Here is a 20,857-nt window from a genome sequence, read left to right as displayed (position 1 = left end):
CTACTGTGCGCTAGCGCACATGCAAAGGGACATCGTTGTGGAATTACTACAGTCCAGCCCCATTCCAAGGGGACACCGCCACGGTGGCGTTCCCCAAAAGAAACCGCGCCACACCAAAATGGTGCAGCGCGGCAAGCATTGTATCAGAGTAGCTGCTGAGCAACTATTCAGCAGCGTGCGCGTCAGCGGGCGGGTTCGGCTGGGCGGTCGGGAACAATGACGGTCGTGTCGCCGGGTTTGCCTGCTTCGCCTTGCGGACCCTGCGGTCCTTGCGGACCAGCCGGGCCAGGCACCGGGACTGGAACGGGCACCGGCACGGCCGATGGCGCCGGGGCGGGCGTCTCAACCACCGGTGGGTTGTTCACTGTGGTGCGTTCGCATGCGGTAAGGGTGAGGGCGGTCGCTACAGCGGCCAGCAGCATTGGTAATTTCATGATGTTGTCCTTCATATGGATAAGGTGAGGCCAGCATAAAGCCCGCTTCGCCTGCCATCTGTTCGCAAACGCACCCTCGGTTTGATGACAATTTGCCTACGTATTTCCAGTATTGCTCACTTATGTTCGTTGCCGCACAGACCGGATTTTGCTATCCCGGCATCCTGATTGCCAGATGTAGACGACGCATGTTGCCTGAGTTCACGGCACATGCCGCGATCGACGCGATCGCGCCTCTGGCAATTCATAAGGAGTATTCACATGCACGCATTCAGAGAAAACCAAGAATCCAGCCTCGCTGACCAGCAGGAACCGGCAAAGTTCGTGGAAAAGCCGAGACTGGCACTGGTGGAGCGCCCCGGCCCCATCCCTGAGCGCAAGCCTTTGTCCCTGGCTTCGATCGAGCGGGTGCGCTCGACGTCGGCCACATTGCGCCGCATCGAAAACATGCAAAAGCTGATTGCCGAGTTGCAACAGCACGAAATGCTGGCCGATGAAATCGCCTGGTTCCTGAAATTCTCGCCCTCCGGCGCCCGCAAATATATCCGCGACTTGCGCGAAGCGGGTGTGATCGAACTGGCGCGGTATATCGAAGGCACCGCTACTTACCTGGGCAAGGCGGTCTATCAGTTGACGCCGGACGCGGAGCGCGTCAAGCAATTCCTGGGCGCCATTTCCCAGCCAAAACGCGAAGGTACGCCACCCCGTAAAGAGCGCCCCAGCCTGCGCGAACAGGCCATGGCCGGCGCCGGACGCCACTTCCATATCCTGGCGGACGATACCCATTACGCCATCCGCGTGAACCGCGGCCCCGTGACGCGCGATCCGCTGGTGGCCGCCCTGTTTGGCGCGGCGCCGTCGATGCAGAAAGCCCAATCGTAAGCATTCCATCCCGCCGCCGCAGTGCTACAGTGAAAACAGCCGGACATAGTTCGGCTGTTTGCATTGAATTGCTATTTGTGAACCCCATCTTGGTGGCTGACCTTCTACCTGGACGGCACTATGGAAGCATTGTGGTGGATTCCCCTGCTGGCGCTGGCGTGCGCCTTGCCCCTGCTGGTTCCGCGCTGGCGCTTGCGGCGCGCACTGGCGCAACCGTTGCCACCCCATGCGCTGGCGATTTTCGAGCGCAATATCGCACCGTACCGCCGCATGGATGCGGCCACGCAAGTGCAATTGCAGCAACTGGCGAAGCATTTCCTGCACACGAAGAAATTTGTCGGTTGCGAAGGCCTGGAAATCGACGATGAGATGCGTTACACGATTGCCGGCCAGGCCAGTATGCTGGTGCTGAACCGGCCCAACAAGGTGTACCGTACGCTGCATACCGTCCTGGTCTATCCGGGCGCGTTCCTCGTGCCCCGGCGCGAAGTGGCGGCCGGCGGCGTCGTCACGGACGTCAAGCAAACCTTGCTGGGCGAATCGTGGGAAGACGGGCGGGTCGTGCTGTCGTGGGCCGACGTGCTGCAGGCGTCGCAGCACTGGGGCGACAGCCACCACGTGGTACTGCACGAGTTCGCACACCAGCTCGACAGTGAATCGGGCCACACCAACGGCGCCCCGTATCTCGGCAGTCCCGACAGCTACCGCAGCTGGTCCGCCGTACTGTCGCGCGACTTCGCCAACCTGCAATACGACGCGTATTACGGCCGCACCGACAGCGTGCTGGACCACTACGGCGCCACCAGTCCCGCGGAATTCTTTGCGGTGGCCACGGAAACGTTCTTCGGTAAGCCGTGGCAAATGCGCGAGCGCCATCCGGCGCTGTATGACGAACTGCAAAAATATTACCGCGTCGACCCGCGCAACTGGACCGATGCGCCGCCGCCCGCGTGGACGCCGGACGTCGTGTTTGCCGCCCCATCCGCTCAGGGCCGCTCGTTCGCCATCGCCAGCTGGTAATTCCTGACTTTTGCAAGGTGTGCGTGAACGCACGGAAGGCGTGTTCGTACACGGGCAAGCTGGTGCGCCAGGACCATTACAGGAGCGCACCATGAGCACCATCATTGCAGGGCATTTCCAATTGCAGGAAGACACCGACCGTGCGCGCGACGCGCTGCTGGCGGCCGGCTTTCCGAGGGACCAGATCAGCACCTTCTTCGTCAACCCGCCGGGCCAGCATGCCGCGCTGGACCTGGGCGGCGACCGTGACAAATCGCCGGGTGCGAAAGAAACCGATGCCGGTGTGGCGAAAGGCGTGGCCACCGGCAGCGCGGTGGGCGCCGTGGTTGGCGCCGTGACGGCGCCGGTGACCGGGCCGCTGGGCGCCGTGGTGGGCGCGCTGGTGGGCGGCCACGTGGGCTCGCTGTACAGTTTTTCCCACATGAAGGAAGCCGGCGAGTCGGAGCAGGGCAGTATCGCCAACGAGGTCGAGCAGCGGCCCAGCGGCATGCTGGTGGCGGTGGCCATGGAAGAAGGCGGCGACATGCTGGCGCAGGAACAGCGCGCCATCGACGTGCTGCGCCAGTTGGGCGCCCACCATATCGAAGAAGCGGAAGGGACCATCGCCGATGGCGATTGGCAGGATTTCAATCCACTGTCCTTGCCGGTGCTGATTACCCGTTAAGTTAACCGTTCAGTTCGCGCCACGCCTGTTGCAGCGCTGCACACATTTCCCGAAGAAATGCTTGCTTCGCGGTGTTAGTTGCTACAATCAAAATACTAATACTGCGATCCTCAAACACTGGGAGGAGCGATGACACACGCGTGGTTGGAGCTGACACGTCCCGATGGCCGCAGCGTTGCCGCGCCAACGGAGACGCAACTGGCCGCGGCCCTGGCTGAAGTGTATAGCGGCAGCGTGCAGGCGCCCGACGGCGGACCCGGCACGGCAGTATTACGGTTTGGCTACGACGATGGCTTGATGTATGAAGTCGAAGTGGCGGCCGGCGGCGACATTTGCTACGCCGAATGGTCGGACCGCGATTGCGAAATCGCGCTGGCCAATCCCCGCAAGATGGCGGGCGCCGCGCAGGAAGCGGCCATGCAGCTGTGGCTTTGGCTGGCGCACCGGCAGGTGGCGAAAATCCGCAGCCAGGCGTGGCAATCGGATGAATAACGGGCATTGAATGCCGGCGTTCAGTGCGCCATCAGCACCGGCAATGTCATCGATTCCAGCACCGTGCGGGTGACGCCGCCCAGCAGCGTTTCGCGGAAGCGCGAATGGCCGTAAGCGCCCAGCACCAGTAAATCGCACGCGTAGTCGGCCGCCAGCGACAGCAGCGCTTCACCGGTGCCGGCGGGGCGCTTCAGCATGCCGCCGCGCTGCGTCTGGCGTACGAGGATTTCCGCATCGATCCCGTGCCGCATCAGGAATTTCAACAAATCGCCGCCGGGCGATTCGCCGTGCAGGGCTTTTTGATAATCCGGATCGAACACGGCAATGTGCACCTGGTCCGCGCGTTTCAGCAGGGGCAGCGCTTCGCGCACCGCGCGCGCCGCTTCCTTGCTGCCATTCCATGCCACCAGGATGCGCCGCGCCGGCGCATGGGCAGCGCCGGCCGGGCGCGTCAGTCCCGCATACGGCACCACGAGGACGGGGCGGCCTGAGTTGGTCAGCACCTGGGCGGGAAACTCCGTGCCGGCCACGGTGGCCACGTGTTCCGGATCGGCCTGGCCAATCACCACCAGGTCCGCATGGCGCGCCAGCAGGCTCAGGCCTGCGCCGGGATCGTCGTCGACCACGCGCTGTTCGAACGATTGCAGGCCGAGGCGCTGCACCAGCGGCGCGAATTGTTCCAGCGCCCGGTTGGCGCGTTCACGCAGGAAATTCAAATGCAGCGCCAGGTTCGGGTCCTGCTCGTCGAGGATGGCGTTCTGGTACAGCATGCGCGAAATGCCGGTCAGCGCGACGCCCAGCACGTGGCCGTCATCTTGCAACGCCAGCTCGACCGCGTAGCGGATCCGTTCCGCCACGCGGGGCGTTTCATCCACATGCACCAGTATTGACCGGTAAGCCATGTTGATCTCCCGCAGGGACATGGCTTGATTATAGGCTTGCCTTGGACCGCGTGGACACACGCATGCACGCGGCGCCATGCATCAACGCTGGCGCTGCTCGCTGCGTGTCTGGCACGCAATGCACAACGTGGCTTCCGGCCGCGCGTGCAGGCGCGAGTAGCCGATGTCGTTGCCGCAGTTTTCACAACTGCCGTAACTGTCATCGTCAAACTTGGCCAGCGCGTGCTTAATGGCACGCAATTGCGTGAGCAGGTGGCCGGCCGTTTCCTGCTGTAACTGGTTCATCGTGCGGTTGCTGGCGCTGTCGGCCGGCGACGTTTCCACTTCTTCCACGGCAGGGCCGGCGGTGGCCAATGCCACCTGGTCCAGCAGCATGTGCCGGCGCTGTTCCAGCGCCGCGTGCAGCGCTTCCAGCTGCGTCTGGGTCAATCCGTTCATGCCTGTCTCCTGTTATTTCTATAGTAGAGGGGGCAGGCGGGACGGCGCGCACAATAGAGGGGATGGCTAGGCTTGCCCCGGGTCATGCAGCGCCTTGAAACGGTCGCGCACGTCCCGGACGGCGGCCGGCCATTGCGCGGGCTTGCCGGCGGCCAGTGCGCCGGCCAGCGTGACGAGGCCGGCGGTCAGCCCCGCCAGCGCCTGCAGTCGGGCCACACGGCGCAATTCGTCCCGGGCGGTGGCGGTGATCTCCATCAATTCCTGACGCACCGCTTCCTGTCCCGCCGCGGCCAGCACGGCGGCTTGCACGTACAGGTGGTTGGCCGACTGGCGCAGCAAGACTTCCTGGTCGAACAGCGCTTGCGCATCCTGTTGCGTGATGCCGTGCGCCAGGTCTTGCGGCGGCGTGCCCGCGGCCGGATCGGGCTGGCGCTGGCGGATCGCGCGCATGATGCGTTCATGCAGCGCATCGGCGCAGCGGGACAGGTTGTCGGCCAGTGCTTCGATGTCGGCCGGCGTGGCAGGAGGGATCGGGGGCTTGGTGGCGTTCATGTCAGTCTCCGTTCGTTGAGGATGGCTGGGCAGGGCATGGCGTCAGGGCATTTCCAGCCGGGTCGCGCCCAACGGCGCCGCCGGTTGCGCCAGGGCGTCGCTGCTGGCGCGCAGTGCGCCGGAAGCGTCCTTCAGCGCCGTACCGGCCGCCGCGTCGTCCGGCTGTTCGAGGCGGTGCAGCAGGGCCGTATGCGCCGCCGCAATGGCGGCCACGTGCTTCATCGCCAGCGTGTGCCGCAAGCCGGCCAGCCGGTATTCCTGCGCGCGCGACTGCCGGTGGGCGCGCGCGATGGCGGCCAGCAGGCGGTCGCGGGGCGTGTCGGCAAACGGGATTTCCACGTCCAGCATGCCCAGCACGATGGCCCGTTCGTTGTCGCTGCTCTTGTCGTAATAGCGCAGCAGGCGCTGCATGGCGTCCAGCAGCCGTTGCAGGTGCGGTTCAGCGTCCTGCACCATTTGGCGTACGGCGTTTTCCTGCCGCTGTGTCGTGGCGGCGCGCGCCAGCACGCGGGCCAATCCGGTATAGGCCTGCACGTGACGGTCGTCCAGTCCCGCGTCGGGCCAGGCCTTGATGCTGCCGCCCAGCGATTTCAGCGGGGCGTCGAGCGCATACCGGTCGGCGCCGGCCAGCTGGCCCAGCGTGCGCATGTAGTGCGTGACGGCGTCGTGGATCGCCATGAAGTCGGCAAAGGCGGCGCGCCGTTCCGCGTCGGTGGCGCGCTCGCGGGTGTCGGCCGCCACGGTCAGGTAGGGCCGCTCGCGGACATAGGTATCGCGGAATCGTTCGCTGAGGTCGGCATAGCCGCCCAGGCGGGAGGCGTCCGCGGCGAAATCGCGCGCGTCCTGCAAGCGGGGACTGGCGGCGCAACCGGCCAGCGCCGCCAGAAGCAAGGTGCAGAATGCACGGCGTGAAGTGGGCAGCAAGTTCATCGTCTCTCCCGGTCAGGAATGAGCGTTGATCTTGCTCCCGAATAATTATGGCGCTATTGCGCCGACGCAAGTTTCCCTGCGGTTACAAGCCAGTGCGCCAGCCCAGGCCTTCCACCGTGCCGGCGCGGGGATTGTATTCGCAGCCGATCCAGCCGTCGTAGCCCAGTTCGTCGAGCAGCTTGAACAGGAACGGATAATTGATTTCGCCCGTGCCCGGTTCGTGGCGGCCCGGCGTATCGGCCAGCTGCATGTGGCCGATGCGGGGCAGGTGGGCGCGGATGGTGTTGGCCAGTTCGCCCTCCATCCGCTGCATGTGGTAGATGTCGTATTGCAGGAACAGGTTGGGGCGGTCGCATGCATCCATGATGTCGAGCGCCTGCCTGCTGCGGTTGAGGAAGTAGCCGGGCATGTCGTACGAATTGATCGGTTCGATCATGACGTCGATGCCGTGCTTGCGGCACTGGTCCGCCGCGTATTGCAGGTTCTGGATATAGGTTTCGCGGGCCCGTTCGATGTCCAGCCCGTGCGGCACCTTGCCCGCCATGCAGTGCAGGCGCGTGACGTCCAGCTCGGTGGCGAACTCAATCGCCAGCTGCACGCCTTCGCGGAATTCATCGTTGCGGCGGGGATCGCACGCCATGCCGCGGTCGCCCGCATTCCAGTCGCCGCACGGCATATTGTGCAAGACCAGCTTTAATTGATGGCGGTGCAGGCGGTCCGCGATCTGGTCGGGATCGAATGCGTAGGGAAACAGGAATTCGACGGCGTCAAAGCCGGCCTCGCGGGCGGCGGCAAACCGGTCCAGGAAGGGCTGTTCGGTGAACAGCATCGACAGGTTGGCGGCAAATTGGGGCATGGCTCGTCCTGTTGAGTTTTAACAGGCCGCCATCGTAATCCAATTTGCCGTTGCGTGCAGGCGGAACGCCGCGCCGCGTGAGCGGCGCGGCCATACGGTCAGCGGTTGCCGCTGCCTGAGCGTGGTTGCTGGCCGCCGCGGGGTGCGTTGCGGTTGCCGTTGGCTGCGCCCTGGCTGCGGCCGCCCGGTGCGCCGTTGCGGCCCTGGCTGCCCGCACTGCGGTTGCCATTGGATACGGCCGGTGTGCGCGGCTGGCCGCCGGTGCTGCGGTTGCCGTTGGCCGGGGCCGGTGCACGGCCCTGGCCGCCACCCGCGTTGGCGCGGCCCTGGCCATTGCCGCCGTTACCGCCATTGCCACGGGCGCCGTTGCCGCCGCCATTGCCCTGGCGGGGATTGCGGTGGTGGCCGGTGCCGCTGCGCAGCTGGATCGGTTGCGGTTTCGCGGTCGGATCCGGTTCGAAGCCGGGGATCACTTCTCGCGGCAGGGTTTGCTTGATGAGCTTTTCAATGTCTTTCAACATTACATGCTCGTCCACGCAGACCAGCGACACGGCTTCGCCAGTGGCGCCGGCGCGGCCGGTGCGGCCGATGCGGTGCACGTAATCTTCCGGCACGTTCGGCAAGTCATAGTTGACCACGTGCGGTAACTGGTCGATGTCGATACCGCGCGCGGCGATGTCGGTGGCGACCAGCACTTGCAGCGTGCCATCCTTGAATTCAGCCAGCGCGCGGGTGCGGGCCGACTGGCTCTTGTTGCCGTGGATCGCCATCGCGTTGATGCGGTCGCCGCCCAGTTGTTCCACCAGCTTGTTGGCGCCGTGCTTGGTGCGGGTGAACACCAGCACTTGCGTCCACTTGTAGGTGCGGATCAGGTGCGACAGCATCTGGTGCTTCTTGTCGCGGTCGACCGGGTGGATTTTCTGCGAAATGATTTCCACCGTCGAATTGCGGCGCGCCACTTCGATGGTGGCCGGGCTGTCCAGCAAGCCGTCGGCCAGCGCCTTGATTTCGTCCGAGAAGGTGGCCGAGAACAGCAGGTTCTGGCGCTTCGGCGGCAGCGCCGCCAGCACTTTGCGGATATCGCGGATGAAGCCCATGTCGAGCATGCGGTCCGCTTCGTCCAGCACCAGGATTTCGATCCGGGACAGGTCGATGGTTTTTTGCGCCATGTGGTCCAGCAGGCGGCCAGGGGTGGCCACCAGGATATCCACGCCGTGGCGCAATTGCTTGATTTGCGGGTTGATGCTGACGCCGCCAAAGATCACGGCCGAATTCAGCTTCGTGTATTTGCCGTAGACGCGCACGCTTTCCTCCACCTGCGCCGCCAGTTCGCGGGTCGGGGTCAGGATCAGCGCACGGATCGGGCGCGTCGACGTCGTGTTGTTCAGCTTGGCGCCATTCGCGTCAGTGGACAGGCGGTGCAGGAGGGGCAGCGTGAAGCCGGCCGTCTTGCCAGTGCCGGTTTGTGCGCCGGCGAGCAGATCACCACCGTTCAGGACGGCCGGGATCGCTTGCGTCTGGATCGGGGTCGGCGTGGTGTAACCGGTTTCAGTCACCGCGCGAACGATGGATTCAGACAGACCAAGTGTATTAAAGGACATATTAACTTTTGGTTAAGTTCAAGTAAGCGCCGGATGGGAGCTTAGCTATCGGTTTGCTAGGGGTGTCAGCCGGGAATCGGGCTGGGTAGTATCGCCCGGCGAGTATAACAGCTGTTTTGAAAGTTTCTTGCGGTGTGGCAACAATAAAAGGGGCAAAGCCCCTTTTATTTTGTAACAGAATTACAGAATGTTGCCTGAATAGTACGAGTGACCGGTTTTGTCCAGGACTCAGGCGAATTCCGCCAGCAAGCCAACCATCTGGCCGAACACTTTCGGGCTGCCGGCAATGATGTGGCCTTTGTGCAGGTAGTCGGACTCGCCATTGAATTCCGCCACGATGCCGCCCGCTTCGGACACCAGCAGGCTGCCTGCGGCGATATCCCACGGGTTCAGGTTTTTCTCGTAGAAGCCGTCCAGGCGGCCGCAGGCGACGTACGCCAGGTCCAGCGCGGCGGAACCGGCACGGCGCACGCCCTGGCAGCGCTCGGCCATGATGCCGTACATTTTCAGGTATTCGTTCAGCGCGGCAGGGTTGCCGGTTTTGTAACCGGTGGCGATCAGCGCATTGGCGATGCGGTCCAGCTTGCCCACACGGATACGTTTTTCATTCAGGTAAGCGCCAGCGCCCTTGGTGGCGGTGAACAGGTCGTTGCGGGCCGGATCGTAGATGACGGCTTGCGTGATGACGCCACGCGTTTGCAGCGCGATGGAAATCGCGTACTGCGGGAAGCCGTGCATGAAGTTGGTGGTGCCGTCCAGTGGATCGATGATCCACACGTTCTCGGTGTCGTCGTTCACATTGGCGGAAGCGCCGGATTCTTCGCACAGGAAACCGTGGTCAGGGTAGGCTTTGGACAGCACATCGATGATTGCCTCTTCGGCGGCGCGGTCGACGTCGGTCACGAAATCGTTATGATTTTTTTCGGTAACAATAACGCGCTCGAGGTCGAAGGTGGCGCGGTTGATGACGGCGGCGGCGCGGCGGGCGGCTTTGACCGCCGTATTGATCATTGGGTGCATGTGAGCTTCCGTAAAAAAACGCATGGCCGCCCGGCGCAATCACAATGAAATGCGGCCCGGCAGACTGGCGTGTGAACAAGAATGAGAAAGAGCGCGGCGTTCGCTATCGGTGTAAAGTCCGGGGCAAAGTCGTTACAATGCCCGCTTCGCAAACGCGTAATTGCGCTATTTTAAATGAACCTGCCTCAAAACACAGCATCCATCTTTACCCGCCTGCGAATTATCCTCGTCGAAACTAGCCGTCCTGGCAATATTGGCTCGGTGGCACGGGCCATGAAAACCATGGGGTTTTCCGACCTGGTGCTGGTCAATCCCCGTTTTGACGGCGCGTTGCAGCACGAGGAAGCGGTCGCGTTTGCCAGCGGCGCGCAGGATATCCTGGCGTCCGCCCGTATCGTGGGATCGATGGCCGAGGCGCTGGACGGCGTGAATTTCGCCGCCGCCGTGTCGGCCCGGCTGCGCGAATATTCGCCGCCGGTGCTGACGCCGCGCGTGGTGGCGGAGCAGGTGGCGGCGCAGCCGGAATTGCAGGCGGCGCTGATCTTTGGTAACGAACGCTTTGGCTTGCCGAATGACATCGTGGAAAAAGCCAATGTGCTGATTAACATTCCCGCCAACCCGGACTATTCGTCGCTGAACCTGGCGCAGGCGGCGCAAGTGCTGGTCTATGAATGCCGCATGGCGGGCTTGGCCGGGCAACAGGCCGGGCAGGTGCGCGCGCCCGGCAATGGCGGCGTGATCGGTTTCCAGGGCGAAGCGGCGTCGCTGGCGCAAATCGACGGCATGTATGCGCACCTGGAACAGGCGCTGGTGGAAGTCGGCTTCCTCGATGCGAACAATCCGCGCAAGCTGATGCCCCGCCTGAAACGGCTGTTCGCCCGCACCCAGCTGGAAACCGAGGAAGTCAATATCCTGCGCGGCATCGCGCGGCAGATTATTGCCCGCTGCAAGCCGTAAGTCCGACTAGCCCTGCATGGAGTCCCGCATCCGCGCCGGTGACGATCCAAACGGCGCGGCGTCGCCCCGGTAACTGCGTTCCAGGATTTCGCGCTCGCGCCGCGTGATGGTGTCGACGAATTCCAGCGGCTTTTTCATTTTGCGGAAGGCGTTGAAGCCCCGCTCGAGGAAGCGCTGCAAGCTGCCCAGGCCCGCCAGCTTGGCCGGCCCCCGCATCAGCACCAGCGTGCCATACAGCATGGGGATGCGCACCAGTTCGCTCAGCGACTCGCCCAGTTTTTGCACCAGGTCGAGCTGGCGTTCGCGGTCGGCGCGCGTCATCGCCTGGCGGTACGCTTCTATATATTGTTGTTCTGTAAATTCCGGCCCCAGCAGCCGGGCCATGGCCGTGTCCAGCCGCTCCGCCAGCGCATCCAGGCTCATGGCGTCGGTCATGGTTTGCAGCGCATCGGCCGGCAATACCCGCAACATGGTGGGGGCGATGCGTTCCAGGTCGACGTCACGCTGGCTCAGGTCATGCGTGCCATACAGCTCATCGAGGAAAAACATGACGGCATCATGGGTATCGCCCCGCATCAGGTCGGCGTGGGTGGCGGCCAGGCGCTGGCTTTGGAACGTCTTGAGCGCCAGGCGGGCCGATTTCAGCGCAGGATCGTTGCCTGCCGCCTGGCGTTCCAGGCGGGCGTCGCGGAGCTGGGTTTCCAGGGGACTGAGTGGGTTCTTTTTCTTCATGGGGGCAGATTTTTACCAGAAAGCTGCTGAAAAGGAGGCCAGTATTGGTGGAGGATGGGCTCTATTTTTGGCTTCCAAGGTCACTGGTGTCCTGTCGTACACTGAAAAACACGTCTGATAATGAAGCATAGGACACTTAGAACAAAAATTGGAGATCTCATGAGTAACCGCAGAACCTTCCTGAAGGCCGGGGTGCTGGGCGCCCTGGTGCTGGCGGCGGGCGGCGCCCTGTATCGCAAGGTACAGGGCCCGCCGCCGCTGGCGCCATACCGCCTCGATGGCGGCGCCCGCACCGTGCTCGCCGCCATTGTCCCCGCCATACTCGGCCCGATGTTGCCGGTGGAAGCGGCTGCGCGCGCGGCCGCCGTCACCCGCACCGTCGATGGCGTGCAGGGGGCGGTGGGTACCTTGACGCTGTCGACGCAAAAGGAAATCCAGGACTTGTTCGGCTTGCTGTGGCTGGCGCCGGCGCGCCGCCTGCTGGCCGGTGTCCCGGCCTGGGACGAAGCGTCCACGGAACAGGTGGCGGCCTTCCTGGAAAGCTGGCGCATGCACCGCTTCGGCATGCTGCGCGGCGCGTATGCGGCATTACACGACCTGGTGCTGGGCGCCTGGTATGCGCAACCGGATACCTGGGCCGCCATCGGCTACCCGGGACCGATCAAGGAATTGAGCTGAGGATCGCCATGGCAGATATCGAAATCAAAGCACAGCCGGGCGCACCAGTCATTCCTGATCCCATCAAGGCGGGCCTGGCACGCGGCTGGAAAGTCACGGATTGCTCGACGTTGCAGCAAGACCAGGCGCTGGAAGCGGACGTGGTCATTGTCGGCAGCGGCGCCGGCGGCGGGGTGACGGCGGAAATCCTGACCCTGGCCGGCCTGGATGTGCTGATCCTTGAAGAAGGTCCGCTGAAGTCGTCGAGCGACTTCAAGATGCGCGAAGCGCAAGCTTATCCCACGCTGTACCAGGAAGGCGCCGCGCGCAAGACGCGCGACAAGAACATCAATATCCTGCAAGGCCGGACGGTGGGCGGCACCACCGTGGTGAACTGGACGTCCAGCTTCCGCACGCCGGACGATACGCTGGGATACTGGCAGGCGACCTTCGGCCTGTCCGATTATTCGAAGGAAGCGCTGGCGCCCTGGTTCGAGATGATGGAGCAGCGCCTGCACGTGGCCAAGTGGGAAGTGCCGCCCAATGAAAACAACAGCTTGCTGGCGAAGGGCGCGGAAAAACTGGGCATCCCCACTGAAACCATCCGCCGCAACGTCAACGGTTGCTGGAACCTGGGATATTGCGGCATGGGCTGCCCCACCAATGCCAAGCAATCGATGCTGGTGACGACCATTCCGTCCGCGCTGGACCATGGCGCGCGCCTGCTGCACCACGCCCGCGCGTGGCAACTGGTGTTCAAGGGCGACAAGGTCGACCATTTGACGGTGCACGCGATGGCCGCCGACGGACTGGCGCCCACCGGCAAAACCATCACCGTGCGCGCCAGGCATTATGTACTGGCCGGCGGCGCCATCAACAATCCCGGCTTACTGCTGCGCTCGAAAGCGCCGGACCCGCATGGCTTGGTGGGACGCCGCACGTTCCTGCACCCGACCATCGCGTCGGCCGCGGTGTTCGAACAAAAGGTGGAAGGCTACGCGGGCGCGCCGCAATCGGTTTATTCCGACCATTTCCTGCACCGCGATGCGGTCGACGGCCCGGTCGGCTACAAGCTCGAAGTGCCGCCGCAACATCCGGTCCTGATGTCGACCACGCTGCAGGGCTATGGCGAGAGCCACGCGGACTTGATGCGCCAGTTCCCGCACGTGCACACGATGCTGGCGCTGCTGCGCGACGGTTTCAACCACGATTCGGCCGGCGGCGCCGTGGGCCTCAACGATTACGGCTTGCCGGTGCTGGATTACCCGATCACGCCGGCGGTATGGGATGGCGTGCGGCGCGCGCTGCTGACGATGGCGGAAATGCAGTTCGCCGCCGGCGCGAAGACCGTGCTGCCCGTGCACGAACAGGCGAAGCAATACACCAGCTGGGAACAGGCGAAAGCCGCGATCAATGCGTTGCCGATGCAAGACCATTTGATGCGCGTGGTGTCGGCGCACGTGATGGGCGGCTGCGGCATGGCGTCCGACCCGGCGAAAGGTGTCACCGATGGCAATGGCCGCTATTACGGCGTGGCCAACCTGTCCGTGCATGACGGTTCCCTGTTCCCGACGTCGATCGGCGCCAACCCGCAGCTGTCGATTTACGGCATCACGGCGCGCCTGGCCAGCCGGCTGGCGGAAAGCCTGGGCAAGCCGGCGCCCAAGCTCAACGCGGTCTAGGAGATCCACTGATGGCGCGCCTGCTGCTTGCCACCATCGTGCTGCTGCAACTGGCGGTGGCGCTGGCCATCGGCTGGGGTGTGCTGCACTGGTGGCCGCAGGGCGGGCCGTGGGGCGCCGCCTTGCTGGCGCTGGCGTGCGTGGCGGCCGTGCGGCTGGCGATCAACCTGAACAATTTCGCCATGGCGGCGCGCGCGGCCAGCGTCACGCCGGACGAACACCGGCTGGACTGGCGCGGCGCGCTGCGCCTGTTTTATACGGAATTCCGCGCCTCGATGCTGACCACGTCGTGGCATATGTTGCGCCCCGACCGCAACTTGCATCTTGCTACAGGCATGCCCGTGCTGCTGCTGCACGGGTATGGCTGCAACAGCGGTTACTGGGTGCATTTGTCGGCCCGCTTGCGGCGCGCCGGCATCAGCCACATGGCGCTGGACCTGGAACCCATTGCCGGCAGTATCGACCAGTATGCGGACAGTATCCATGGCGCCTTGCAGCGGCTGTGCAAGGCGACCGGCAGCCCGCGCGCCGTGATCGTCGCGCACAGCATGGGCGGACTGGCCAGCCGCGCGTACCTGCGCCGCCATGGCGCGGACAAGGTCGCGAAGGTCATTACGTTGGGCACGCCGCACCACGGCACGGCGCTGGCCACGTTCGGACCCGGCGTCAATGCCCGTGAAATGCGGCTTGGTTCCCCATGGCTGGCCGCCTTGGCGGCCGGCGAGACGGCGCAAACCCGCGCCTTGTTCGTGTCACTGTGGTCGCATCACGACAATATTATCGCTCCGCAAAATTCCTCCTTCCTGCCTGGCGCCCGCAATATCGAGTTCAGCGGTATCGGCCACGTCGCACTGGGCGCCGATGCGCGCATTTTGCGTGTCGTTGAAGATGAAATCGCTTCAATTACAGCAGAATTCAATTGCGCGCAATAAAATAGACAGCGTGGTATTCGTTAGGTAGACTGTATTAAGACCTGGCAATACATAGCCTCTAAGAAATTCCCTATCAGCAGTGAGAATTGGTGAGTATTTGCTCATCTTGTTGCTGTATGGTTATTGTATGTGCCTGATGCTTAATACCTGGGCGAACCCATGGCCACAGATTTTGCCAAGCTGATCCTGGATGAATCGCCGGACGCCGTCATCGTGACCACGCCGGATGGCGTAGTCGTTTTCTGGACCCGCGGCGCACAGTCTGTCTTTGGCTATACGGGCGAGGAAGCGCTGGGCCGGCCGCTGGCCAGCCTGATCGTGCCGCCGGACATGCTGGCGGCGGAACAGGCGATCCTGCGCGAGACGCTGGAACACGGCAGCGCGAATTACGAATCGCTGCGGCGCGCCCAGGATGGCTCGCTGGTCTATATCGACAGTACCGCCAAGGCCTTGCGCAATGGCGCGGGCTATGTCGAATACATCCTGTGGAACAAGAAAAACGTCACGCAACTGAAAGTGCTGCGCGATGCGAAACTGGTCGGGGCGCATTTCGGCAATGTGCTGGAATCCACGCCCGACGCCATCGTCATCGTCAATGCGGCGGGACGGATCGTGCTGGCCACCAGCCGTGCGTATGCCATGTTCGGCTATGAAGCCGGCCAGTTGCGCGGGCAGCCGCTGGAAAACCTGATGCCGCTGCGTTTTCGCGCGGCCCATGCGCGCCACCGCGACCGCTATGTCACGCAGCCGCAATCGCGCCCCATGGGAGCCGGCCGGCCTTTGTTCGGCTTGCGCAAGAGCGGCGAGGAATTCCCCGTTGAAATCAGCCTCAGCCCCATTGCGACGGAGGAAGGCACGCTGATCATGAGCGCGATCCGCGACATCACGGAGCGCAAGCGCATCGAACAAGTCCTGCACGAAAAGAACCTGGAGCTGGCCCAGGCCAACCAGGCCAAGGACCGCTTCCTGGCCAGCATGTCGCATGAGTTGCGTACGCCGCTCAATGCCATCCTGGGCTTTGCGGGCACGCTGCTGATGCGCTTGCCTGGGCCGCTGACGGACGAACAGGAGCGGCAACTGCGCACGGTCCAATCCAGTGCGCGCCAGTTGCTGTCGCTGATAAACGATTTGCTGGACCTGACCAAGATCGCATCGGGTAAAGTGGAGTTGCAGATGCAGCCGGTGGGTTGCCATGCGTTGCTGAAGGACTTGCTGGCGGAATTCCGGCCGCATGCGCAGCGCAAGGACGTGGCGCTCGATTGCATTGTTCCGGAGCGCGACATCAGCGTGCGCAGCGACCGCAACGCGCTGCTGCACATCCTGGGACACCTGGTGGGCAATGCCATTAAATTCACTGAACATGGTACTGTGCAAGTAATGCTGGCGCGCAGCGAGATCCGCGGGCGTCCGTATGCCACCATCAGTGTCAGCGATACTGGTGCTGGTATCAGTCCCGAACGACAGGCCAGCCTGTTCCAGGCCTTCAGCCAGCTTGACAACGGCGACCGGCAGCAGCACGAAGGCGCCGGCCTGGGTTTGCACCTGTGCCAGAAAATGGCCCAGTTACTGGGGGGCGAAATACAGTTTGAAAGCCGCTACGGCGAAGGCAGCGTGTTTACGCTGGCTGTGCCGCTGCATCAAGTGTCTTGAGACTTAACCGGGAGTTGTACCGTGTCCGCGCGTATCTTAATTATTGAAGACAACCCGACCAACATGGAGTTGATGACTTACCTGTTGAATGCCTTCGGCTACACGGCGCTGATGGCGCACGACGGGGAACAGGGTGTCGCCATGGCGCGGCAGGAATTGCCGGACCTGATCATTTGCGATGTGCACCTGCCGAAGCTCGATGGCTATGGCGTGGTGGCGCAACTGAAGAAGGACCCGGCGCTGCGTCCGATCCCCACGCTGGCCGTGACGGCGCTGGCCATGGTGGGCGACCGCGAACGCTTGCTGGCGGCCGGCTTTGACGGTTATATCGGCAAACCCATTGAACCCGATACGTTTGTCACGCAAATCGAGTCTTTCTTGCCGGGGGAGATGTCGCCCCAGATTAAAAACGACATCTCGACGATCCTGATTGTCGACGACCATGTGCTGAACCGGGAATTCCTCATGACCCTGCTGGGTTATGGCGGCCACCGCCTGCTGGAAGCGGCGAATGGCGTGGAAGGCTTGCGCATGGTGAAACAGGAAAAACCGGACCTGGTGATTTCCGACATCCTGATGCCCAACATGGATGGCTATGAATTTGTCACGCGCATGCACCGTGATCCGGAAACGGCCAATGTACCGGTGATCTTTTATACCGCCACCTACCGCGAGCGGGAAGCCATGGCGGTGGCCGATGCGTGCGGCGTGCGCTGGGTGTTGCCCAAACCGTCCGATCCGGACGTGATCTTGAAAACCGTGCACGAAGCGCTGGGCGTGGTGCAACCCGACACCGATACGGTGCCGGCCTTTGCGCCGGAACCGCCATCGAATGGCCGCTTCATGAACCTGGACCACCAGGTGGCGGAATACCTGGGCGAAGTGGAGTCGTCGAGCCAGTTGATTACCCAGATGGCGGGGGATTCGCCGGAACCGGAAACGGAACACTTGAACCAGATGACGCAGCGGCTGTCGCATTCGTTGTCCAGCCTGCAGGCGGTGAGCTTGCGCCTGACCGCGCTGATCGAACTGGGGATCGAACTGGGCGCGGAGCGCGACCCGCAGGCGCTGATTGAAATCGGCTGCCGCGTGGCGCAAAACATTTGCGTGTCCCGTTATGCCTGCATCGGCGTGCTGGACCAGGGCGCCGACGTGCTCAGTTACTTCGCGTGCTGCGGCGTGGGCCAGCAAGCGCGCCTGATTGCCACGGCGCCCCGCGCCGGCGTGCTGGAAAACCTGCTGCAACAGCGCCAGCCGATCCGCATCGATGCCTTGCCCGGCAATCCGGACGCCATCGGCCTGCCGGAATCGCATCCCACCGTGCACTCGTTCCTTGGCGTGCCGTTGGCGTCCAGTGAACACGTGCATGGCTGGCTGTACCTGGCCGACAAGCTGGGTGTCGACAGTTTTTCCGAAGTCGACGAGCGGGTGGCCGTGACGGTGGCGGCGCAAGTGGCGGTCGCTTACGAAAACCTGCAGCTGTACGACCAGATCAAGCGCCACCACGCGCAACTGCAGCAAGACATGAATGCGCGCATCCGCCTGGACGAGGACTTGCGGCGCTTCCGCCTGGCGATGGATGCCACGGCCGATGCGATTTTCCTGGTCGACCGCGCATCGAATACCTTTGTCGACGTGAATGCGACCGCGTGCCGCATGCTGGGCTATTTGCGCGACGACTTCCTCAAGGTGGGCCCGGAACGCTCGCACGACCCGGACCTGGCGCGGCTGGAAGATTTATACGACAAGCTGCTGGCCGGCGACCAGAGCGGCGCCATGGCGGAAATGCTGGTGCAGCGCAAGGATGGCTCGCCGCTGTCGGTGGAAGTGCAGCGCCGCACACTGCGCTCCGGCCAGAACTGGATCCTGGTGGCCGTGGCGCGCGACATCACGGAACGCAAGGAAGCGGAACAGCGCCTGCTGAAGCTGGCCCACTTCGATACCCTGACGGGCTTGCCGAACCGCAGCCAGTTCTATGATTCGCTGAGCCACTCGCTGCACCAGGCGGGCGAACACAAATGGGCGCTGGCCGTGCTGTTCCTCGACATGGACCGCTTCAAGAACATCAACGATACGCTGGGCCACACGATCGGCGACGAATTGCTGCGCCAGTTCTCGAGCCGCCTGGTCGATTGTCTGCGCGTGCGCGACACCATCGGCCGCTTTGGCGGCGATGAATTCGCCGCCATCCTGATGTTGCCGGAAGGGGCGCAGAACGCGATCGCCGTGGTCGACAAGATCCGCGAAGCGATGCGCCGCCCGTTCGACCTGAAAGGCCATGAAGTCACCGTCACGGCCAGTATCGGCATTTCCGTGTTCCCGGACGATGGCCAGGATGCGGACACGCTGATCCAGTATGCCGACACCGCCATGTACCGAGCCAAGGAAGCGGGGCGCGACGCGTTCCGCTTCTTCACGGCGGAAATGAATGCCCAGTCGCTGGCGCGGCTGGACATGGAAAACGCGCTGCGCCGCGCCATCGACAACGGCGAATTCGTGCTGTATTACCAGCCCAAGGTCGACATCAGCACGGGGCGCATCAGCGGCGCCGAAGCGCTGATCCGCTGGAGCCGTCCGGGCCATGGCATGGTCTCGCCCGCGCTGTTCGTGCCGCTGCTGGAAGAGACGGGGCTGATCGTCAAGGTCGGCACCTGGGTGATCCATGAAGCGTGCCGCAAGATCGCGGAATGGAGCCGCTCGCGCATCGGCAACGTGAAATTGTCCGTCAACGTGTCGGGCATCCAGTTCTTTGTCGGCGGCCTGGAAGAGGAAGTGCTGAAGGCGATCAAGGAACACGACATCGCGCCGGAATTGCTGGAGCTGGAATTGACGGAATCGTCGCTGATGTCGAACGCGGAAGATACCATCAGCGTGCTGCAAAACCTGAAGGCGCTGGGTATCGAGATTTCCATCGACGATTTCGGCACCGGCTATTCGTCGCTCGCATACTTGAAACGCTTCCCGATCGACAAGCTGAAAATCGATATCGCGTTCGTGCGCGAAGTGACCAGCAACCCGGACGATGCCGCCATCGTGCTGGCCATCATCAACATGGCGCACAGCCTGAAACTGCACGTGATCGCCGAAGGCGTGGAAAAAGATGCGCAGCTGGCCTACCTGCGGCGCCATGGCTGCGATGAAATGCAGGGTTACTATTTCAGCCGTCCGTTGCCGGAGCAGGACTTCGAATTGATGCTGCGCGATGGCAAATGCCTGCAAGCCCCGGTCGATGAACAGCAGGTCGAGCAGCAGACCCTGCTGATCGTCGACGACGACCACTTCATGCTGGAAGTGCTGTCCGACTTCCTGGCGCAGGACGGCTACCGCATCCTGACCGCGCAAACCGCGGCCGAAGGCTTCGACTTGCTGGCCCGCAACCGCGTGCAAGTGATCCTGTGCGACCAGTGCATGCCGTTGATGAGCGGCACGGAATTCATGGAGCGCGTGAAAAACCTCGCGCCGGACACGTTCCGCATCATGCTGTCCGCCTACGCCGACCTGACCCCCATCATGGCGGCCATCAACCATGGCGCGATCGACCGCTTCTATACCAAGCCTTGGAAGGGCGCGGTGCTGCGGGAGAATATCAAGGAAGGGTTCCGGCTGCATGCGCAGCTGTATGGGGCGCCGACTGCGCAGTTGAATTGACATGAACAAGGCGCGCCGCGCTGTCCTGCTGCTGGCGCTGTCATGCCAGTGGGCGTCGGCGGCGGCGCTTGACACGCCATTGCGGCTGTTCGGCATGGATAGCCGGCCCGTCAGTTACATGGAAGACGGCAAGCCCACCGGCATTGCCGTGGAACTGGCGCAGGAAGTGCAGCGGCGCCTGGGCCGCAACGATCCGATTCAGATTGTGCCGTGGGCGCGTGCGCAAACCGTCGCCCAATATGAGCGCAACGTCATGTTGTTGTCGATTGTGCCGACGCCGGAACGGGCGGCTTACCTGGTGTTTGCCGGACCGCTGTTCACGGCGCATATTTCCGTGTTCGTCAAAGCCGACAAGGCCGAGGCGTTGCGCGCCCTCGGCAACGACGCGTACAGGCTGCGTGCGGGCGCGCGGCGCGGCAGCATTTTCAGCCATGTGGCGCGCCGCGAAGGTTTGAACGTGACGGATGAAACCAACAGTTCCGACCTGGGTGTGCGCATGTTGATGCAGGGCCGTTTTGATTTATTGGTGGAAGGGGAGGAAATCGCCTGGCCGGCGCTGGAGCGCGCGGGCTACCGCCGTGGCGATATGGCGCTGTTGCGCACGCTTGGCAGGGAGGACGTGTTTTTCGCGTTTTCCCGCGACACGCCACCGGACGTGGTGCGGGCGTGGAACGAGACACTGCGCGACATGAAGCGCGACGGCGCCTTCATGCGCATACACCGCAAGTGGCTGCAGCCGCATCAGTTGCCGTCGGATATGCGCGCACCGGCGAAGTAGGCTGGCGAAAAAAACGCCGGCCCGGATAAC

20 protein-coding genes are annotated in these 20,857 nt (G+C 63.3%); 11 read left to right on the top strand and 9 right to left on the bottom strand.

Translation table 11 applies throughout. The features are described from left to right. Positions 1-182: 182 nt before the first annotated feature. Complete coding sequence (locus tag GJ700_RS10915; protein ID WP_154373580.1) at positions 183-434, bottom strand: hypothetical protein; 252 nt, start codon at positions 432-434, stop codon at positions 183-185. 261 nt (positions 435-695) lie between these two features. On the opposite strand from GJ700_RS10915, the gene GJ700_RS10910 reads away from it, so the two are divergent. From GJ700_RS10910 to GJ700_RS10895, 4 genes are all read left to right on the top strand, one after another. Next, entirely contained in the window at positions 696-1,316 is a 621-nt protein-coding gene (locus GJ700_RS10910) for a winged helix-turn-helix domain-containing protein (protein ID WP_229506927.1), read from the top strand. A gap of 120 nt (positions 1,317-1,436) precedes the next feature. Continuing rightward, the gene (locus GJ700_RS10905; RefSeq protein WP_154373578.1) at positions 1,437-2,336 is read left to right on the top strand and encodes a M90 family metallopeptidase; all 900 of its coding nucleotides are present in this window, start codon (positions 1,437-1,439) and stop codon (positions 2,334-2,336) included. A 91-nt stretch (positions 2,337-2,427) separates the two neighbouring features. Continuing rightward, on the top strand, positions 2,428-3,000 hold the full coding sequence (locus GJ700_RS10900) for a glycine zipper domain-containing protein (RefSeq protein ID WP_154373576.1): 573 nt from the start codon (positions 2,428-2,430) through the stop codon (positions 2,998-3,000). 129 nt (positions 3,001-3,129) lie between these two features. Continuing rightward, entirely contained in the window at positions 3,130-3,492 is a 363-nt protein-coding gene (locus tag GJ700_RS10895; RefSeq protein WP_154373574.1) for a hypothetical protein, read from the top strand. 20 nt (positions 3,493-3,512) lie between these two features. On the opposite strand, the gene GJ700_RS10890 is transcribed toward GJ700_RS10895, so the two are convergent. The 7 genes from GJ700_RS10890 to GJ700_RS10860 form a co-directional block, all read right to left on the bottom strand. Beyond that, positions 3,513-4,394, bottom strand: a complete 882-nt coding sequence (locus GJ700_RS10890) for a universal stress protein (RefSeq protein WP_154373572.1) — start codon at positions 4,392-4,394, stop codon at positions 3,513-3,515. 81 nt (positions 4,395-4,475) lie between these two features. Further along, positions 4,476-4,832 carry a TraR/DksA family transcriptional regulator gene (locus GJ700_RS10885; RefSeq protein WP_154373570.1) on the bottom strand — a complete coding sequence of 119 codons (357 nt, stop codon included), beginning with the start codon at positions 4,830-4,832 and terminating at the stop codon, positions 4,476-4,478. Between the two features lie 66 nt (positions 4,833-4,898). After that, positions 4,899-5,384, bottom strand: a complete 486-nt coding sequence (locus tag GJ700_RS10880) for a hypothetical protein (RefSeq protein WP_195763859.1) — start codon at positions 5,382-5,384, stop codon at positions 4,899-4,901. Between the two features lie 42 nt (positions 5,385-5,426). Beyond that, entirely contained in the window at positions 5,427-6,314 is an 888-nt protein-coding gene (locus GJ700_RS10875; RefSeq protein WP_195763858.1) for a hypothetical protein, read from the bottom strand. An 82-nt stretch (positions 6,315-6,396) separates the two neighbouring features. Next, positions 6,397-7,170: a 2-oxo-tetronate isomerase gene (gene otnI, locus GJ700_RS10870; RefSeq protein ID WP_154373568.1), complete on the bottom strand. Its 774-nt coding sequence runs from the start codon at positions 7,168-7,170 to the stop codon at positions 6,397-6,399. 98 nt (positions 7,171-7,268) lie between these two features. Beyond that, the gene (locus GJ700_RS10865; protein ID WP_154373566.1) at positions 7,269-8,771 is read right to left on the bottom strand and encodes a DEAD/DEAH box helicase; all 1,503 of its coding nucleotides are present in this window, start codon (positions 8,769-8,771) and stop codon (positions 7,269-7,271) included. A 228-nt stretch (positions 8,772-8,999) separates the two neighbouring features. After that, positions 9,000-9,782 (bottom strand): inositol monophosphatase family protein, encoded by a 783-nt coding sequence (locus GJ700_RS10860; RefSeq protein WP_154374057.1) that lies wholly within the window; start codon positions 9,780-9,782, stop codon positions 9,000-9,002. A gap of 183 nt (positions 9,783-9,965) precedes the next feature. Between GJ700_RS10860 and GJ700_RS10855 the strand changes: the two genes are divergently transcribed. Then, a complete protein-coding gene (locus tag GJ700_RS10855; protein ID WP_154373564.1) occupies positions 9,966-10,748 on the top strand; it encodes an RNA methyltransferase in 783 nt (260 codons plus the stop codon). A gap of 6 nt (positions 10,749-10,754) precedes the next feature. On the opposite strand, the gene GJ700_RS10850 is transcribed toward GJ700_RS10855, so the two are convergent. Next, complete coding sequence (locus GJ700_RS10850) at positions 10,755-11,480, bottom strand: DUF8198 family protein (RefSeq protein ID WP_154373562.1); 726 nt, start codon at positions 11,478-11,480, stop codon at positions 10,755-10,757. Between the two features lie 159 nt (positions 11,481-11,639). Here GJ700_RS10850 and GJ700_RS10845 point away from each other — a divergent pair, with 159 nt between their 5' ends. From GJ700_RS10845 to GJ700_RS10820, 6 genes are all read left to right on the top strand, one after another. Next, positions 11,640-12,158: a hypothetical protein gene (locus tag GJ700_RS10845; protein ID WP_154373560.1), complete on the top strand. Its 519-nt coding sequence runs from the start codon at positions 11,640-11,642 to the stop codon at positions 12,156-12,158. Positions 12,159-12,166: 8 nt separating this feature from the next. Then, positions 12,167-13,819 carry a GMC family oxidoreductase gene (locus GJ700_RS10840; protein WP_154373558.1) on the top strand — a complete coding sequence of 551 codons (1,653 nt, stop codon included), beginning with the start codon at positions 12,167-12,169 and terminating at the stop codon, positions 13,817-13,819. Positions 13,820-13,830: 11 nt separating this feature from the next. Continuing rightward, positions 13,831-14,751, top strand: coding sequence for an esterase/lipase family protein (locus GJ700_RS10835; protein WP_229506926.1), 921 nt, complete (start codon positions 13,831-13,833; stop codon positions 14,749-14,751). 159 nt (positions 14,752-14,910) lie between these two features. Further along, a complete protein-coding gene (locus GJ700_RS10830; RefSeq protein ID WP_154373554.1) occupies positions 14,911-16,401 on the top strand; it encodes a sensor histidine kinase in 1,491 nt (496 codons plus the stop codon). Between the two features lie 21 nt (positions 16,402-16,422). Continuing rightward, the gene (locus tag GJ700_RS10825; RefSeq protein ID WP_371867915.1) at positions 16,423-20,049 is read left to right on the top strand and encodes an EAL domain-containing protein; all 3,627 of its coding nucleotides are present in this window, start codon (positions 16,423-16,425) and stop codon (positions 20,047-20,049) included. 1 nt (position 20,050) lies between these two features. After that, complete coding sequence (locus GJ700_RS10820) at positions 20,051-20,827, top strand: substrate-binding periplasmic protein (RefSeq protein ID WP_154373552.1); 777 nt, start codon at positions 20,051-20,053, stop codon at positions 20,825-20,827. Positions 20,828-20,857 lie beyond the last annotated feature (30 nt).

The sequence above is a fragment of the Pseudoduganella rivuli genome, from assembly GCF_009674485.1.
Classification (GTDB): Bacteria; Pseudomonadota; Gammaproteobacteria; order Burkholderiales; family Burkholderiaceae_D; genus Rugamonas; species Rugamonas rivuli_B.
This window is presented reverse-complemented; position numbering and strand designations above follow the sequence as displayed.

Excerpts from the sequence above, each read along its gene's own strand:
- GJ700_RS10845 (WP_154373560.1), top strand. The coding sequence starts at position 11,640 with ATGAGTAACCGCAGAACCTTCCTGAAGGCCGGGGTGCTGGGCGCCCTG.
- GJ700_RS10875 (WP_195763858.1), bottom strand. The coding sequence starts at position 6,314 with ATGAACTTGCTGCCCACTTCACGCCGTGCATTCTGCACCTTGCTTCTG.
- GJ700_RS10905 (WP_154373578.1), top strand. The coding sequence starts at position 1,437 with ATGGAAGCATTGTGGTGGATTCCCCTGCTGGCGCTGGCGTGCGCCTTG.
- GJ700_RS10915 (WP_154373580.1), bottom strand. The coding sequence starts at position 434 with ATGAAATTACCAATGCTGCTGGCCGCTGTAGCGACCGCCCTCACCCTT.
- GJ700_RS10820 (WP_154373552.1), top strand. The coding sequence starts at position 20,051 with ATGAACAAGGCGCGCCGCGCTGTCCTGCTGCTGGCGCTGTCATGCCAG.
- GJ700_RS10900 (WP_154373576.1), top strand. The coding sequence starts at position 2,428 with ATGAGCACCATCATTGCAGGGCATTTCCAATTGCAGGAAGACACCGAC.
- GJ700_RS10835 (WP_229506926.1), top strand. The coding sequence starts at position 13,831 with ATGGCGCGCCTGCTGCTTGCCACCATCGTGCTGCTGCAACTGGCGGTG.
- otnI (WP_154373568.1), bottom strand. The coding sequence starts at position 7,170 with ATGCCCCAATTTGCCGCCAACCTGTCGATGCTGTTCACCGAACAGCCC.
- GJ700_RS10865 (WP_154373566.1), bottom strand. The coding sequence starts at position 8,771 with ATGTCCTTTAATACACTTGGTCTGTCTGAATCCATCGTTCGCGCGGTG.
- GJ700_RS10830 (WP_154373554.1), top strand. The coding sequence starts at position 14,911 with ATGGCCACAGATTTTGCCAAGCTGATCCTGGATGAATCGCCGGACGCC.
- GJ700_RS10885 (WP_154373570.1), bottom strand. The coding sequence starts at position 4,832 with ATGAACGGATTGACCCAGACGCAGCTGGAAGCGCTGCACGCGGCGCTG.
- GJ700_RS10840 (WP_154373558.1), top strand. The coding sequence starts at position 12,167 with ATGGCAGATATCGAAATCAAAGCACAGCCGGGCGCACCAGTCATTCCT.
- GJ700_RS10860 (WP_154374057.1), bottom strand. The coding sequence starts at position 9,782 with ATGATCAATACGGCGGTCAAAGCCGCCCGCCGCGCCGCCGCCGTCATC.
- GJ700_RS10890 (WP_154373572.1), bottom strand. The coding sequence starts at position 4,394 with ATGGCTTACCGGTCAATACTGGTGCATGTGGATGAAACGCCCCGCGTG.
- GJ700_RS10895 (WP_154373574.1), top strand. The coding sequence starts at position 3,130 with ATGACACACGCGTGGTTGGAGCTGACACGTCCCGATGGCCGCAGCGTT.
- GJ700_RS10880 (WP_195763859.1), bottom strand. The coding sequence starts at position 5,384 with ATGAACGCCACCAAGCCCCCGATCCCTCCTGCCACGCCGGCCGACATC.
- GJ700_RS10855 (WP_154373564.1), top strand. The coding sequence starts at position 9,966 with ATGAACCTGCCTCAAAACACAGCATCCATCTTTACCCGCCTGCGAATT.
- GJ700_RS10850 (WP_154373562.1), bottom strand. The coding sequence starts at position 11,480 with ATGAAGAAAAAGAACCCACTCAGTCCCCTGGAAACCCAGCTCCGCGAC.
- GJ700_RS10910 (WP_229506927.1), top strand. The coding sequence starts at position 696 with ATGCACGCATTCAGAGAAAACCAAGAATCCAGCCTCGCTGACCAGCAG.